The following is a 16,572-nucleotide window of genomic DNA, read 5'->3' as shown; positions in this document are numbered from 1 at the left end:
ACGGATTTCTGGTGCCTTTAATGAAAAAATAGGGTTTAATTGGATATTTTATTATGATATGACAATTTTTATTAAATATTTATTGATTTCAGTTATTTTCATGTCTTAATATTCACCGAGAATTAGTTTTATATACATAAAATCCTATTTGAATCGCTTTATTTCGTTCGTTATCAAAATAATTGATTATAAACTGAATAATCATTATAAATTATCAAGATACTAAAAATTATTAACTAGTAAGTACATAGTCTGAGCATATATCAGTTTTAATTTTAAAAGGGAGTAGATATGAGAAAAGAGCACTATGTGTTCCCGTTGGAGGATTTCGTTTCAAGAGACGAGTTTAACCGAATCAAAAAGTTCTCCCGGGATAAAGAAACCCCATTTTTAACTGTTGACCTGCAGAAGATAGAGCAAAGCTACGACGAGCTTGTAGAGCACATGCCCTTTGCAAAAATTCACTATGCTGTAAAGGCTAACCCTATGGATGAGGTTGTGCTTGCCCTGAAGAGTAAAGGCTCAAATTTTGATGTAGCAACGGTTTATGAACTTGATCAGCTTCTCAGGCTTGGGGTAGAACCTGAAAGGATCAGTTACGGCAATACAATCAAAAAAGAGAAAGATATAGAATACGCATATGAAAAAGGAGTGAGGCTTTACGTTACCGACTCAGATAGCGATCTGAAAAAGTTAGCTAGAAAAGCCCCAGGTTCCAGAGTATTTTTCCGTATTCTTACTGAAAGCGACGGGGCTGACTGGCCTCTCTCTAAGAAGTTCGGTTCGCACCCTGACCTGATATATAAGCTCATTCTGAAGGCTGAAAAGTTAGGGCTTGAGCCTTATGGTCTTTCTTTTCATGTTGGTTCCCAGCAGAGGGACATTGGCCAGTGGGATAATGCCATTTCCAAATGTAAGTATCTTTTTGAGGCAGTAGCTGAAAAAGGCATAAATCTGAAAATGATAAACCTTGGGGGAGGTTTTCCTGCAAAATACCAGGCTCAGGCTCATGAGCTTGAGACCTATGCTGGAGAAATCCGCCGCTTTTTACATGAGGACTTTGGAGAAGAGCTGCCTGAAATTATCATAGAACCGGGGCGCTCCCTGGTTGCCAATGCCGGTATAATAGTAAGCGAAGTTGTAATGATCTCCAAAAAAGCCAGGTTCAACCAGTATAAATGGGTTTATCTTGACATTGGCAAATTCGGGGGCCTTATAGAAACTCTTGATGAGTGCATCAAATACCCCATTTTCTGCGACAAAAAAGGTTGTGCTGAAGAAGTAATTCTTGCAGGTCCGACCTGTGATAGCATGGATATCCTGTATGAGCATCACAAGTATACGTTCCCTCATACAATGCGCGAAGGAAACCGCGTATACATCTTTACGACAGGCGCCTATACCCAGAGCTACAGTTCTGTGTGTTTTAACGGTTTCCCCCCACTCAAGGCTTATCTTCTTTGAAAACCTACTAAAAGTATAATTTAAAAGAGTGGAGCACTGAAGGGCTTGAATGACCCAGGTCTCCACCCTTTTATGCAGTCAACATACGGCTCTTTCGAGTTCCCTTTTTCTCCGCTCAAGATGGCTAACTCTGCGGCGTGATCAACCATAAAGGTTGCAGGTCAAGAGGTATGGTTCCTAAATTAGTGCTATTTGCCTATAACTAACAGAAAACGAAGGACTAAAGCTACTAAGGACTAAAGCTACTAAGGACTAAAGCTACTAAGGACTAAAGCTACTAAGGACTAAAGTACTAAGGACTAAAGCTACTAAGGACTAAAGCTACTTTTTCTGGACTTAGATATTCTCTATAGTTATGTTGTCTTTGTTCAAGTCGGTTATGACTCTAATGTCCATGTGCTTATAAAAGTAAATGCAGATTAAGAATATAGAGGACTCTTAATTCCCGGATTGAATTGCATGAAGGGGCTCGAGAATTTTCAAAAAAGAAATTTTTATGGCATTTACTGCCTTACTGCCAATTTAATGCATCAAATTTTATGTTTTGATCAAATATTTGAAGATCATTAAAAATTACACAGCCAAACAAATACAAGAGCTGTTTGAAAATTCAGAATCCGAACTGTTTTTTTGGTCGGTTATGATATATATTTCCACGCTACTATAAGATTATAGATTAAGAGTAATAGGGTTTCCTCTTAATCTTTGGGTTGGATCGCAGGTAGGGATCCGGGAATAGGGACTCGGTAACCCTACCATCTACTTTTGAATTAATTTATAAAGCTATTTGTTATTTTTCATAATGTCCTTATTTCTAATAAACCTTATGACCGTTCCTAAGTATATTTATTTATTTATTTATTTATTTATTTATTTATTTATTTATTTATTTATTTATTTATTTATTATGTAAGCACTATCTCCATTAATTGCCGTGAAGAGTAAATCCTCTTTTTGTTTTCGTTCAGCTCTACCTCAACATTATGTTTATAAATTTCTTCTACTTTTGGGCAGGTTATGCATGAAGTTAGATGCACCAGACTCCTATACGAGAAAAGCAGGTTTTTAAAGAACGAAGTTAAATCCCAAAGTCTTTATAAGCTGTCCGACAATTACCTCTGATAATAAAAGAATTCCTTCTTTTATGCACATCAAAAAGTTACAATAGGTTTAAATATCCGGGCATCCGTTCCGATTTTGCATATTGCGTATTATAAAAAGTATAGCAGGCAACTACTTTTTGGATAGGTTATTAATACTTATAGTCTTTTTTCAGATCATTTTGATCTTAGTCAGTAATATGAAAAACTTAGTCAGTATGTTTTAATAAGACAATACTTACACTTATTTATTACTTAATATGATGATATTTGCAAAGGTTCAACTGAATTAATACCTGCAAAATTTTTAATGTCATTGAAAATTTCGTGGATATAAAAAATAATTAGCCCAAGCAAAATTAAAATCACAAATTGTTTTTTGGGTCGGTTATGATATATATCACTCATGTCATTATAAAATGAGATGGTTGAGAGTAATAGGGTTTCCTCTCAATCTCTGGGTTGGATCGCAGGTAGGGATCCGAGAATAGGGACTCGACCTACCATCTACTTCGATGTGAGATTAAGAGTAAGGGTTTCCTCTTAATCTCGGGTTGGATCGCAGGTAGGGATTAGAGAATAGGGGCTCAATCCCTGCCAACTAGTTTTAGATCAATGAAATGCTTTTCCAATAAAATATTTTCTAATTAAATGTTTTTCCAATATACTGCTTTTAAGTTTTTATTAACTTTTAGCAAATACATTTAAAACCAATTTATAAAATACTCCCTTATTCTTACAATGTACTCAGCTTTAATAAAGTTTATGATTGTTTTTAAGATGATGCATATGCTGAATATCTGTTTTGAGATCAATTAGGCTTCTCTGTCGAGTTTCTTAGAAGTGTATGCTTCGCCAGAGTAACTTTTTCTGTGCAGGACAACCTGAAAAATAGCCCCGAAAAGAATAACATGGGATGCTTGACAGTTAAAGAGGACGAAATCGTTTAAAGACTACCGATAAATCACTAGAAAGTTACTTAGAAAGTTACTTAATAATTACTTGAAGATTATAGGACTTACACTTGAGAACCAAAATTACAATTGAAAATTACAATTGAAAATCGCTATAACATACCAGCAGGTAGAGAAAGATCTTCTCCACCTGCTTTTATGCAATTTGAATGTCCTCGAAACTTGTTTTTTTTCAAATCGTAAAGTCCTTAGAACTTAACATTTTCTCTTGCCCATTGTGCTCCAGCTTCGAGAACCATCTGGTTAAACTCAATAATTTTGGTTTTCCCCGCGAAGTTTTCGGCAAGAGCCTCCTTGAAGACTTCTTCACTCAGGCCGGTTGCATTAAGGCCCATAAGGACTCCAAGCATGAAGGAATTGGCAGCTTTCTCAGAACCTGCTTCCTTGGCTTTTTCAGTTGCAGGAACAGCAACGGCTTTTACATGTGCAGGCGTTTCGACTTCGCCAATGGACGAATCGTAAAGGATAAATCCTCCTTCTCGTACTACCCTTTCAAACTTTTCAAGGGAAGGACGATTCATAGCTATCAGGATGTCCGGAGTGTAGACCGTAGGAGAGCCTATAGGCTGGCCTGAAATCACGACCGAGCAATTAGAGGTCCCACCTCTCTGTTCAGGGCCATAGGACGGGAACCAGGAGGCATTGAGATTTGCCTTAACTCCGGCCTGCGCAAGGATTAGTCCCATGCTGAGGACACCCTGCCCTCCAAAACCAGCAATCTTGGTCTGGATCGGGGCAAAATCCTTTCTGGCAGGTTTTTCTTCGGCACCAGCTTCAATTCCGTAAAGCTTCTCAAGAGCTTCGGTTGTAAAGTCACTGACTCCACGGTGCAGAGGTTCGACTTCTTTGGAGTTATCCCTGAAGTTCTGGACTGGGAACTCCTTTTCCATCTCCTCATTTATGAAATTGATAGCCTGCTCCGCATTCATCTTGAGGTTAGTCGGGCAGGCGGCAAGGACTTCAACAAAAGCATATCCTTTTCCGTCGCGCTGGATTTCAAGCGCCTTATGCACGGCTTTTCTGGCTTTCCTTATGTGGGAGATATCCGAAACTGAAACCCTTTCAATAAAAACCGGAGCTTTAAGGTTGTTAAGAAGTTCGCAGATGTGGAGGGGATAACCTGCAAAACGAGGGTCACGGCCTTCCGGGCATGTTGTAGTCTTTTCGCCCACAAGGGTTGTAGGTGCCATCTGTCCGCCTGTCATCCCGTAAACAGTGTTGTTTACGAAAAAGACTGCAAGTTTTTCACCTCTGTTTGCAGCCTGGAGAGTCTCGTTCAGACCAATGGATGCAAGGTCTCCATCTCCCTGATAGGAAATAACTACAGCATTTTCTTCAGCTCTGGAAACTCCTGTCCCAACCGCAGGCGCACGTCCGTGAGCGACCTGGATGTTACCTGCATCAAAATAATAGTAAGCAAAGACAGCACAGCCCACAGGACTTATCATAACAGTTCTGTCCTGAATCCCGAGATCGTCAATTGCTTCGGCAATAAGCTTATGCAGAACCCCATGTCCGCAGCCGGGGCAGTAGTGAGTGGCTGTCGAGGCTACTGATCCTTTGCGAGGATAGTCCGCGTACAGTGCTTTTGGCCTTCCTATTACTTTTTCTCCGTTAATGATTTCTGCTGCCATTTTCACGCCTCCCCTGCCATTTTCCTGATTTTGTCCATAATCTGGTCAAGGGTCATCAGGTTTCCTCCCATACGATTTACAAGCTCTACAGGCTGTGAACAGTTGATTGCAAGCCTGACATCATATATCATCTGCCCATTGCTCATTTCCACGGAAATAAAGGAGCAGCCCTTATCTGCCAGAGCTTTCAACTGCGCCTCGGGGAACGGGAAGAGAGTTTTAGGCCTGAAAAGCCCGACTTTAATGCCTTCCTGCCTTGCAAGATCCACGGCTGACCTGCAAATCCGGCTGCTGATCCCATAAGAAACAAGGACAATTGAAGCATCATCTGTAAGGTACTCTTCGTAATCGATTTCATTCTGCCTTATGAGCTCGTACTTTACCTGCAGTTTTTCATTGAACTTTCCAAGTTGATCGAAATCCAGGAAAATAGAGGTTATCAGGTTAGGCCTGGTTTCAGCTGTACCGTTGACCGCCCAGGTTGTATCAATCTCAGGAACAATAGCTTGCTTCGGGAATTCGAGTGACTCGATCATCTGCCCTAGTACCCCGTCTGCAAGCACTACAGCTGGGTTCCTGTACTTAAAAGAAAGCTCAAAAGCTTTCATAGTAAAGTCGCACATTTCCTGCACTGAGTTCGGGGCAAGCACGATATTTTTGTAGTTCCCGTGCCCTCCGCCTTTTACTACCTGGTTATAATCTCCCTGTTCCGGCCCTATATTTCCAAGGCCTGGTCCTGCCCGCATAATGTCTACAATCACGCAGGGAAGTTCAGAGCCAGCAAGGTAGGAAATTCCTTCTTGCATCAGACTAATTCCAGGGCCTGAAGATGATGTCATGACCCTGTGCCCTGCCGATGCTCCTCCGTAGACCATGTTGATCGCCGCCTCTTCGGATTCGGCCTGGACGAATTTCCGGCCTATTTTTGGCAAATATTTGGATGCATCATGTAGAATCTCACTTGCCGGAGTTATAGGATATCCAAAGAAACAGTCACATCCGGCATATAGTGCACCGACAATTATTGCAGAGTTACCTTTTATTAGTTGTGTTGCCATATTTTTCCTCCTTTCCTGCCTTACCTGTCTTCCTCTTCTTTAAGGGGAATATGAATCTCGATTGCAAGCGGTTCAGGGCATGTATAATAGCAGCTTGCACAGCCTGAGCAGCCCTCCCCTTTGTATTCCACATAATGGTATCCCCGGGCATTCAGGTTTTCACTCATGGAAAGTACGCCTTTAGGGCAGGCTAGAAGGCAACGTCCGCAGGCCTTACACTCCAGAGTATTAATTACAGGGTATGGTTCTTTTTTATCATCCTTTGACATATGAAATCCTCTTTTTGTTCACTTTTCAGTTCTCTTTGGACTCTTCTCAGGTTTCAAGCCCATTCCTGGATTTAGGGAATCCGGAATTTTTGATTCTTCCCGGACTTATCCAGTCCCTGTTTAATTTAACCTGTTTTTGACAGAAAGAAGAGCCTTAGATTTCCATAGTTTTCTTACGTTGTAAATTGCATAATTTATTAGACAGTGAGTAAGTAGAAAATTAAGATAAAACTATAAAGTGGATTCAGAACCAAATCTTTTTAGAGCAAACTTTCCAGAAAGTTTAAGGTACTTATTTCTTTCCTTTTTTCCTTCTTTGTTTTGACCCGAAGCTTATCGGCTTCCGGATCAAAACAGGCTTTGTCTACTTTATCAGATTTTGTCTACTTTATCAGATTTTGTCTACTTTATCAGATTTTGTCTACTTTATCAGATTTTGTCTACTTTATCAGGTTTTGTCTACTTTATCAGGTTTTGTCTACTTTATCAGGTTTTATTTGCTTTTCTATTATTTGCATTTTATAGTATCCGATTTTTCAAATAATATATTTAGTTTAGTTCATTCTGGTCCTTATCCCGGATCTCGACCCTGCGAATTTTTCCGCTAATGGTCTTTGGAAGCTCGTCCACAAACTCTATTATGCGCGGATACTTGTAGGGAGCTGTGACACTTTTTACGTGATTCTGAAGCTCTTTTTTAAGCTCTTCTCCAGGTGCGTATCCTTTTGTGAGCACAACGGTTGCCTTGATAATCTGGCCCCTTATAGGATCAGGAGCACCTGTAATTGCGCATTCAAGTACTGCAGGGTGCTGGATAAGGGCGCTTTCCACTTCAAAAGGTCCGACTTTATATCCTGAGGTCTTTATGATATCATCAGCTCTTCCCACAAACCAAAGGTAGCCATCTTCATCCATCCAGGCCATATCTCCTGTATGGTAGTAGCCATCGTGCCATGCTTCCTTAGTTTTCTCAGGATCTTTCCCATAGTGGACGAAGAGTCCGACAGGCTTGTTTTCCTTTGTGTTGATTACGAGTTCTCCTTCTTCTCCGACCTCACAAAGTCTGCCGTCCCTGTCCATCAGTTCAATTTTAAAGCCCGGAGACGGCTTCCCGATGGATCCGGGTTTTGGTTCCATCCAGGGGTACGTTGCGATAGTTACAACGGTTTCGGTCTGCCCGAAACCTTCCATAAGCTTTATTCCTGTAAATTCGAGGAACCTGTTATATACCTCAGGGTTAAGAGGTTCGCCTGCAACGACCGCATATTTCACGGTACTGAAATTATACTTTGAGAGATCTTCCTTGATCAGGAAACGGTAGATGGTTGGCGGAGCGCAGAAGGTTGTAACCCCGTATTTCGTGGCTTTTTCAAGCATATTTTTGGCTTCAAACCGATCATAGTCATAGACAAAGACCGCACAACCGGCTATCCACTGCCCATAGAGTTTTCCCCATACGCATTTTCCCCATCCGCTGTCTGCAACCGTATAATGCAGCCCGTCATCTTTCACGTTCTGCCAGTACTTTGCGGTGAGAATATGCCCGAGAGGATAGGTGAAATCGTGTTCCACCATTTTAGGGAAGCTCGCTGTTCCTGAGGAGAAATAAACGAGAGAAATATCGCTATTTTTCGTAGCAGCCTCGCCCGAAGGCCGTTCAAAATCAGGGGAGGCTTCTTCGAGTTCTTTCCTGAAATCAATCCAGCCCTCCCCTGTATATTCTCCAACGACTGCTTTTTTGAGCGGGATATTTCCGCATTCGGAGTGGGCTTCGTCTATCTGTTCGGGAACTTCGTTTTCCGATATGCAGACGATCATCTTCAATCCGGCTTTTTTAATCCGGTATACAATGTCTCGTGTCTTGAGCATATGTGTTGCAGGTACAGCAATGGCTCCCAGTTTATGCAGTGCAATAATACAGTACCAGAACTCATACCGGCTCTTTAAGGTGAGCATTACATAGTCGCCTTTACCTATCCCGTGCTTTGCAAAGAAATTTGCAGTTTTGTCGCTGTAGTACTTCAAGTCTTTGAAAGTAAAGATTTTCTCTTCCCCATTATCGTCACACCAGATCATTGCGATCTTCTCAGGGGAATCTCTTGCATAGGCATCGACTACATCATAGGCAAAGTTGAAGTTTTCAGGAACAAGGATTTTGAAATTTTTCTCAAAGTCATCATAGGATTCAAAGTCGGTTTTGGAAACAAATTGGCTGAGCAAAGAAGTCATTCTGAACACCCGTTTTCTTAATTTATTTATATATCATATAAATTTATGAAGGCTACACATCTCATTTGAATTTCAAGGTTTTAGCCTGGATCTTGGATTTCTTATCAGGTTTGAAACCAAGTCATGTTAATTTAAATCATGTATTTGTTCTAATCGAATTCACTGAGTTCAATTTAATCGAATAACATCAAACCGAGATGCATTAACGAATTGGACTATTACAGTATAACTGCCAGGAACCTGGCCGACTTTCCTTCCAGGGCTTCCATAGCGTGTTCATAAGTGGAGTCAAAATAAATTGAGTCCCCTTCATTCAGAATAATTTCATTATTGTGAATATAGACCTTCAGGCTTCCTTCCAGCACATAGTTAAATTCCTGGCCTGGGTGGGAATTTGTATCAGGTTTTTCCCCATGTGTTTTGGGTTCAACTGTAACTACAAAAAATTCAGCCTTTTTATGAATGAATTTTTCAGCCAGGTTCTGGTACTTATACTGCTTCCTCCTCTCAACGTTGACTCCTTTTCCATCCCGTGTAACTGTAAAGATATTCATGCGCGGCTCTTCCCCTGTAAGGAGAGTGGCCATGTCTACACGCAGCTTGTGTGCAATTTCAAAAAGTATACTTGCCGGAATATCCTCAGTTCCATCTTCGTATTTTCCATAAATCTCATCGGATACCTGCAGATATTCTGCCATGTCTTTGACCGTGAAATCCGAAAGTTCACGCAGTTCACGTACTCTATCTGCAATTTCTTTTATTTTTTCCTGCATAATTACGTATCCTCCAGCTGAATTTTTCAAGAATTAACTAATATCTGCTTAAAAACCTTTGGCTTTGCAACTTTTATACCTGCTTTACAGTTTTTTTCTTCCAGATCCATTGAAAATTATAATTAATATACGTTATCATTCAGTTCCTACAGTCTTATTTTTGTAAGAAACCTCTAGAAGAACCGAATCCTGGCAGATTCAAACATGCAGCTTTAAAAACACACATAAAATTCTTCGAATAACATGCACAAACAAATGAAAGGTATCCTCTTCAAATTGTACAAGGTATCCTCTTCAAAGGTGACACACCAAACCTGAGATCCGTGGCTCTAATAAGAACGAAGACATTTCTTCTGAAGAGAGAAGAAAAATTCAGTTTTCATAGGAGAAAGAGCCGAAATCTAAACTGAACAAATAGAGGTTCATCGAATTGAAACATGTAAAATTAATAGATCCATTTTATCCAGTGATGCATATCCTAAGGGTCAGAAAAAAAGAACATGATATTCTTTGAATAACACGCACAACCAATGAAAGTGCTTGCAGATGGCAGCATTTTCATGCTAAGAGATGTGAGCCTTCAAACCAGAACAAAGAAAAGAACAAAGGCAAATGACATATTTATGACGATTGTTCAGACAGCAAAGAAACTGGGGATAAGTGCATATCAGTACATATGTGATAGAGTCCCCAACAAATTCGAGATGCCATCTCTGGCTCAACCCATTAGAAAAAAAAGCTCATTGAGTGGAAATCCCTCAATTTCCACTCAATTTGAAGAGGATACTTAATTTTTTATCCGTCCTGTTTTCACCAAATTTCAAAACTTATTATTCTTCCCTTAAGCTTATTCTTCCCTTAAGCTTATTCTTCCTTTAAGCTTATTCTTCTCCCATTTCTTTTCTGAATTCTATGTAATCTCTCTCAACTTCTTCGAGTTCGTGTTCCATTTTATCCCCCGTATTCAATTATAGTAACAGTAATTTATTCTTGCTTTTGTTTATTAGCAAAAACTACTTCTTCAAATTTACTTAATCCCCATTTTGAAAAACGCTCTTCACTTATATAAAGTTATCTGTCAACCGGCAAATCTTACAATTAACTATCATAAGTTAACATTGTATTATAATATTTTTTTAACTGAACGGAGAGATAAAATATTGCGGAGCGATAAAATATTTTAAATGAAAGATATGTGTTTTTTGTTCTCATGCGTAAAAGTTCAAAACCTGAACTCCTTGTAGGAGTCAGGAATATTTCAGGGCTTAAGGCCTGCTCAGGATATGCCGATGCTGTTTACTTTTCAACCGACAGGCTTAGCCTGAGAGCAAAAGCAAAAGAAATCACCCTGGAGACTCTTGACGATTTTGTCCATGAGGTAAAAACCAGAGGGCTCAAGGCCTATCTGGCTGTAAATTCAACAGTAAATGAAGAAAGGCTCGGAGATGCATCAGATGTAATAGCTGCAGCTTCGAATGCAGGAGTAGACGCAGTTATTGCCTGGGACCCTGCTGTAATTCTCAGGGCACGAAAAGCCGGGCTTAGAATTCACATCTCCACGCAGGCAAACATTACCAACCATGAAACTGCAAATTTCTACCGAAACCTTGGGGCCGAAAGGATTGTACTTTCAAGAGAGCTTTCCCTTGAAGAAATAAGGAAGATATGCCAGCAGACTGAGGTAGAAATCGAGACTTTCGTCCATGGTGCCATGTGTATGGCAGTCTCAGGCCGATGCCATCTGTCAGCTTACGTACTTGGGAAATCCGGAAATTGCGGAGAATGCACTCAGCCCTGCCGCTGGGAATGGGAACTTCATGGAGAAAACGGGATTGTTGCTGCAAGCCTTGGAAAGTACCTTCTAAGTGCAAAAGACCTCTGTATGATAGGGCATATCCCAGAACTTCTCGAAGCGGGGATATCTGCCTTTAAGGTGGAAGGGAGACTGCGGGACCCTGGATACCTTGAAATGGTTTCCCGCTGCTACAGAGAGGCTATCGATGCCTGCATAGAAGGAAACTACACTCCTGAGAAAATAGAGACCTGGAGACGTAAACTTGCTTCGGTCTATAACAGAGGATTTTCAACTGGCTTTTACTTTGGGGCTCCTGGTCTTGAGGGCTTTTCTCCCGAAAAAGATATGAATGCCTCGGAAAAGCAACGCAGGGCTGTGGGAATAATTGAGAATTATTATACAAAACAGCAAGCTGCAGCAGTCAGGCTTCTCGAAGAAGGGATTTCGGTTGGAGACGAGATCGTAATAGAGGGAAATACGACTTATTTGAGGCAGCAAGTCCATTCCATTAAGAAAAATGGCGAACCTGTTGAAAGAGCTGAAAAAGGAGATACGATTGGCCTTGCGGTTGAAGGACAAGTCAGGAAAAACGACCGTGTTTTCATGATACAATTGAAATAAATGAGTTAATGTATTGTGTTTAAAGATATGTGTTTAAGGGTATAAATTTCTCAGTTAAAATAATAAAACAGTATCTATATATTGGATTCTTCCTATACGGGTAGCAAATCACAGGAAAGAAAAGAATTACAGGAAAGAAAAAAATTACAGGAAAAAGGAAACTGCAGGAAAAGGCAATTGCAGGAAAAGGCAATTACAGGAAAAAGGCAATTGCAAGAAAAAATTACTCTATCTTATTCCGGTAATATTCTCAATCAGCTGGATACCTTTTATCGATAAATAATCTTGTCTGTTAACTCTGATCAATGGGCTGGACCTTCATCCGGGTAAACTCCCCTGATTAATTTCCGATCCTCTGATAGATAGTAACCCTGATTGAAATTATTCTTTACAAACAATGTTCTTTATAAGCACTTCTCTGACTGATAAACAGTGTTCTGCTCCGCAATAAATGCAGATAAGAACTTACTTCCTCGCTATGTGAGAAAATATTTTCTGTTTATCCCGGAGCCAGTAGTAAAGGTGATACCTTGATAAGCGTCAACGAATTGGGATCAAACGTTATCGAAGAGATGCTCGACTGGAGCGAAGACCTGAAAACTGAAGTACTCAAACTAAATAACGGGGCTACGGTTATTGACTGTGGAGTTAACGCAGAGGGCGGATATGAAGCTGGAATGTACCTGGCAAGGCTCTGTCTGGCCGATCTCGCTGATCTTAAATATACTACTTTTGACCTGAAAGGCCTCAAATGGCCTGCCATTCAGGTAGCAACAGACAATCCAGTAATTGCCTGTATGGCTTCCCAGTATGCAGGCTGGAGAATTTCTGTAGGCAATTATTTCGGAATGGGTTCGGGTCCTGCACGTGCCCTTGGCTTAAAGCCGAAAGAGCTCTACGAGGAAATCGGGTATGAGGACGACTTCGAAGCCGCAGTCCTGGTCCTGGAATCCGATAAACTCCCTGATGAGAAAGTTGTGGAATATATTGCAAAACATTGCAGCGTAGACCCTGAAAACGTAATGATTGCTGTTGCTCCTACTGCCTCTATTGCTGGTTCTGTCCAGATCTCTGCCCGCGTTGTAGAAACCGGAATCCATAAATTTGAGTCCGTTGGTTTTGACATCAACTGCATTAAAAGCGGATACGGAGTTGCCCCAATTGCTCCTGTTGTCGGAAATGATGTACAGTGCATGGGCTCGACCAATGATTGTGTGATCTACTGTGGCGAAACCAACTATACAGTCCGCTTCGACGGGGAACTGGCCGAACTTGAGGAATTCGTAAAGAAAGTGCCTTCCACAACCTCCCGAGACTTTGGAAAGCCTTTCTACCAGACCTTCAAAGAAGCAAACTTTGACTTCTTTAAGGTTGACGCAGGCATGTTCGCCCCTGCCAGGCTTACGGTAAATGACCTTAAGAGTACAAAAACAATTTCCAGCGGCGGGCTCTATCCGGAAATCCTGCTTCAGTCCTTCGGGGTCAGGCAGGTTTAAAGGGTAAAAGTCATTTTAATTCTTTTTTATTTTATTCAACTTTTTTAATTTTATATTTATTGTTCCTGGTGAAAATTGTGATTTTTTTCCCGATTCCTCCCTTATAAACGCTGTTAACATCACCTATTTAAGTAAATGTCTCCAATCCTACTGTAAAAATATAATGCTACAAAGAAATGTCATGACGAGATATTATGAAGAATTGTTCAGAAGTAAAATTTTACTGAAACCTTAAGGAGAGAATTCAGTGCCAATAATAAACACTTCAAAGGGAGTAGGAGGCATCCTGAACAGCTTCAGGGGCCTTGTCGAAGGCGCAAAAAAGATTACTTTTGTGGGAACTCCGGGGTTCTGCACACCTTTTGCCGAACTTATCGGTTTTGTAGTCCGGGACCGGGAACTTGCTTTTGTTTCCAGCAATGATTTTGAGAAAGCCAGGTCTATCTACATGGATCATGAAGGCATGCAACTTGGAGATCTTACGGATAAACACGCTGATGTTGTTGTCCTGCTTGGAGGGCTTTCGATGCCAAAGATAGGGATTAGCCCTGAAAAAGCAAAAGAAATTGCCAGTAAAATCCTTGAAGGCTCTGAGAATGGAAAAATTATTGGAGTTTGCTTCCAGTCCGCATTCATGCAGCAGAAATGGGACGAAATAATAAATTTTGAGTATATCATCAATGCCGACCTGGCAGTTGAGGTACTGCAAGTCTGAAAGATTCTGAAGTCTATTTTCAGGAATTCTTGAGACTTCCAGGCAAAAAAATACCCTTTTTACTTCTTTTTGCATTTCTTTACTGTAATTATTTCTTTATGTTATTTTTATATTATTTTACTTTTTTTACATTTCCTTACTCTTTTTGATTCTTCTTTACCTTTTTATTTACCCAATTCTGTAAATTTTCTAGTAAGATAGAATTATATCCGATCCTGACTTATGACATATGATAATTATGGAAAAAGCGGCTAAAGAAGTAAGGGAATTAAAAGGGTTTATGCCCAGGTCTATTGAATATGCCGGACAGATAAACGAAGATTTCGCTGAAGGGATAGCAGGCTTTTATAAAGCTATCTGGAGTGAAAGGGAAGGCGGGCTTTCTATGAAAAATAAGCATTTAATAGTCTTTGCTATAGCCTGCTCAACCAACAACACCCAGAGCGCGGTCAAAATCCTCGAAAGACTTCATAAATTCGGAGCCATAAGAACCGAGATCAATGATGCCATGATGCTTGCTGCCTGGACAGGGGGAATCCAGCACTTTACGGATTTCAGTGAAGCAATAATTAAAGAGATGGATAGATTAGATTATTAATTTCATAAAAACGCACTTATTTAATTATTTTTTTCTTTAATTTTTCTGCAGATTTTACTTTTGTGATGTTATATATTAGAATAGCCTGATCTCAAACCTAAGAAACTCCTATCTCATACAAGTTTTATGAGACCAACAATGCATTTTACATAATTTAGAGACCTAGTAAAAAATGGATTTTGTAGATGTAGATAGAAAATTGAATGGTCAAAAGCAAATTGGTCAAAAGCAAATGAATAATCCAAAGCAAGTGAATTCTCAAGTTCTTTTTAGAGAAGTTCAAAAAATGAACCAGATCTGGATCTGGCTCATTATTGCGATCCCCGTTGTTCTTTCATGGTATGGGGCTTATAAGCAGCTCTTACTTGGAAAGCCTTTTGGAAATAACCCGGCTCCTGACTGGATGATGTTTCTTTTACTTCTATTATTCGGGATTCTTTTTCCTATTTTATTTTATTCCATGAAGCTGGTTACTGAGGTCAGAAAGGACGGGCTATATGTTCGCGTTTACCCTTTTCATCTATCATTCAAAAGATTTCCATTTGAGAGTATTCAAAATTACAAAGTCCTAACCTATAACCCTGTCAGAGATTATGGAGGCTGGGGTATTCGCTACGGAATAAAGGGAAATGCCTATAATATGGCCGGTAACAGGGGTGTACTTTTCGAATTTGCAGATGGGAAAAAAGTGAAAAAGCTAATGATTGGGTCCCAGACCCCGGAAAAACTCTCAGAAGCTATTAGAAGGTCTATTGAAAAGTAATAGATATGGCACAGAGCATCAAAAAGTTAAATGTAGCGCTATAAAGAGTACTAAAAAATTCCTGAAAAAGAGCGTTAGAAAGTAATCTTTTATTAATTCACTTTTTTCGTTATCGTCTTTTGGACTATTTTTCTGTATAATTTTTGATTTTTAAAAGATACCGTCGTTTTTTTACACTTTTATTATTCTCAAATTTTTAAATTAAAAAATGTATACAATTTTTAATTTTTTTCGGAAGGTTTATTACTCAGTTTTTATAGAGAAAATCAGGAATATTTTCTACTACATACCCCTACTCCAATACTGAGTCGGTATGCTGGTATCTAAATGATACTTATTAAACGGAAGAGAATTCGGTCGGGTGTATAAACACCATATGCAGTTCAATTAGTAGCCAATTAGTAGCTGTAATATAAATTTCAGCAATATCGGGATTTCTGTCAGCCAGGCAATCTAAAAATTAAGTCTCCAGTTAAAACAAAAATGAATCAGACAGGTTTCAAAGAAGGGATTTTGTGGAAAAGCCAAAAGCAGATGTGATTTTTAGGGAAGTACAGGATCTGCGGAACAATTTCTTCCTGGTTTCGGTCCTTTATCCTGCACTCCTTCTCTGGTATATCGAAATCCATAGCCTGATTTTTGGAAGACCTGTCGGAATTAAGAATATCCCTGGAACATATCTGTTTGCGCTCTGGGTTGTCTTCGGGTTATTTTTCCCTCTTATGTTTTACTGTACAAAGCACATAACTGAAGTACGAAGTGATGGAATATACGTTCGCCTGGTACCCCTTAATCTATCCTCCAAGAAGATCCCTTTATATGTAGTGGAGGACTGCAAAATTAAGGTTTATGACCCTCTCACTGGAAAAGAATCTGATGTGTCACAGTCTTCCAAAAAAGTTAGCCCGGTTGTAATCCTCAAACTAATTTCAGGAGAACGAATGCTTCTTAGCTCCAGGAAACCTGAAGAACTCTGTAGCGCAATCAAGCAGGCTACAGCAGAATACTGAGAATTCCTGCTTTGCGAGTTTCTGTCTTTGCGATTACTGCTTTGAGAATTTCTGCTTTAATAATTTCCGCTTT

At 39.9% G+C, this 16,572-nt stretch carries 13 protein-coding genes; 8 read left to right on the top strand and 5 right to left on the bottom strand.

Features of this window, described 5'->3' with window-relative positions:
* Positions 1 to 291: 291 nt before the first annotated feature.
* Positions 292 to 1,464, top strand: coding sequence for a type III PLP-dependent enzyme (locus tag MSKOL_RS06560; RefSeq protein ID WP_048119649.1), 1,173 nt, complete (start codon positions 292 to 294; stop codon positions 1,462 to 1,464).
* A gap of 2,262 nt (positions 1,465 to 3,726) precedes the next feature.
* Here the strand turns inward: MSKOL_RS06560 and MSKOL_RS06555 are convergent.
* The 5 genes from MSKOL_RS06555 to MSKOL_RS06535 all read right to left on the bottom strand — a co-directional run bounded on the left by MSKOL_RS06555 (position 3,727) and on the right by MSKOL_RS06535 (position 9,501).
* Positions 3,727 to 5,172, bottom strand: coding sequence for a 2-oxoacid:acceptor oxidoreductase family protein (locus MSKOL_RS06555; RefSeq protein ID WP_048119648.1), 1,446 nt, complete (start codon positions 5,170 to 5,172; stop codon positions 3,727 to 3,729).
* Between the two features lie 2 nt (positions 5,173 to 5,174).
* Positions 5,175 to 6,230, bottom strand: a complete 1,056-nt coding sequence (locus MSKOL_RS06550; protein ID WP_048119643.1) for a 3-methyl-2-oxobutanoate dehydrogenase subunit VorB — start codon at positions 6,228 to 6,230, stop codon at positions 5,175 to 5,177.
* A gap of 20 nt (positions 6,231 to 6,250) precedes the next feature.
* Complete coding sequence (locus MSKOL_RS06545) at positions 6,251 to 6,499, bottom strand: ferredoxin family protein (RefSeq protein WP_048116514.1); 249 nt, start codon at positions 6,497 to 6,499, stop codon at positions 6,251 to 6,253.
* 549 nt (positions 6,500 to 7,048) lie between these two features.
* Positions 7,049 to 8,728 (bottom strand): AMP-binding protein, encoded by a 1,680-nt coding sequence (locus MSKOL_RS06540; RefSeq protein ID WP_048154543.1) that lies wholly within the window; start codon positions 8,726 to 8,728, stop codon positions 7,049 to 7,051.
* 218 nt (positions 8,729 to 8,946) lie between these two features.
* Positions 8,947 to 9,501: a helix-turn-helix domain-containing protein gene (locus tag MSKOL_RS06535; protein ID WP_048154540.1), complete on the bottom strand. Its 555-nt coding sequence runs from the start codon at positions 9,499 to 9,501 to the stop codon at positions 8,947 to 8,949.
* Between the two features lie 530 nt (positions 9,502 to 10,031).
* On the opposite strand from MSKOL_RS06535, the gene MSKOL_RS06530 reads away from it, so the two are divergent.
* From MSKOL_RS06530 to MSKOL_RS06495, 7 genes are all read left to right on the top strand, one after another.
* A complete protein-coding gene (locus MSKOL_RS06530; RefSeq protein ID WP_048154537.1) occupies positions 10,032 to 10,292 on the top strand; it encodes a hypothetical protein in 261 nt (86 codons plus the stop codon).
* 419 nt (positions 10,293 to 10,711) lie between these two features.
* Positions 10,712 to 11,917: a peptidase U32 family protein gene (locus MSKOL_RS06525; protein ID WP_048158199.1), complete on the top strand. Its 1,206-nt coding sequence runs from the start codon at positions 10,712 to 10,714 to the stop codon at positions 11,915 to 11,917.
* 530 nt (positions 11,918 to 12,447) lie between these two features.
* On the top strand, positions 12,448 to 13,413 hold the full coding sequence (gene mch, locus MSKOL_RS06515) for a methenyltetrahydromethanopterin cyclohydrolase (protein WP_048154530.1): 966 nt from the start codon (positions 12,448 to 12,450) through the stop codon (positions 13,411 to 13,413).
* A 247-nt stretch (positions 13,414 to 13,660) separates the two neighbouring features.
* Entirely contained in the window at positions 13,661 to 14,128 is a 468-nt protein-coding gene (locus MSKOL_RS06510) for a DUF2124 family protein (RefSeq protein WP_048119630.1), read from the top strand.
* 229 nt (positions 14,129 to 14,357) lie between these two features.
* Positions 14,358 to 14,726, top strand: coding sequence for a carboxymuconolactone decarboxylase family protein (locus tag MSKOL_RS06505; RefSeq protein ID WP_082091050.1), 369 nt, complete (start codon positions 14,358 to 14,360; stop codon positions 14,724 to 14,726).
* A gap of 172 nt (positions 14,727 to 14,898) precedes the next feature.
* On the top strand, positions 14,899 to 15,489 hold the full coding sequence (locus MSKOL_RS06500) for a DUF6141 family protein (protein WP_082091049.1): 591 nt from the start codon (positions 14,899 to 14,901) through the stop codon (positions 15,487 to 15,489).
* 515 nt (positions 15,490 to 16,004) lie between these two features.
* A complete protein-coding gene (locus MSKOL_RS06495) occupies positions 16,005 to 16,499 on the top strand; it encodes a DUF6141 family protein (RefSeq protein WP_197078847.1) in 495 nt (164 codons plus the stop codon).
* The last annotated feature ends 73 nt before the right edge of the window (positions 16,500 to 16,572 follow it).

Source organism: Methanosarcina sp. Kolksee (genome assembly GCF_000969945.1).
Taxonomy (GTDB): Archaea; Halobacteriota; Methanosarcinia; order Methanosarcinales; family Methanosarcinaceae; genus Methanosarcina; species Methanosarcina vacuolata.
The sequence above is the reverse complement of the archived record's forward strand: the minus strand, read 5'-3'. Positions and strand labels throughout refer to the sequence as shown.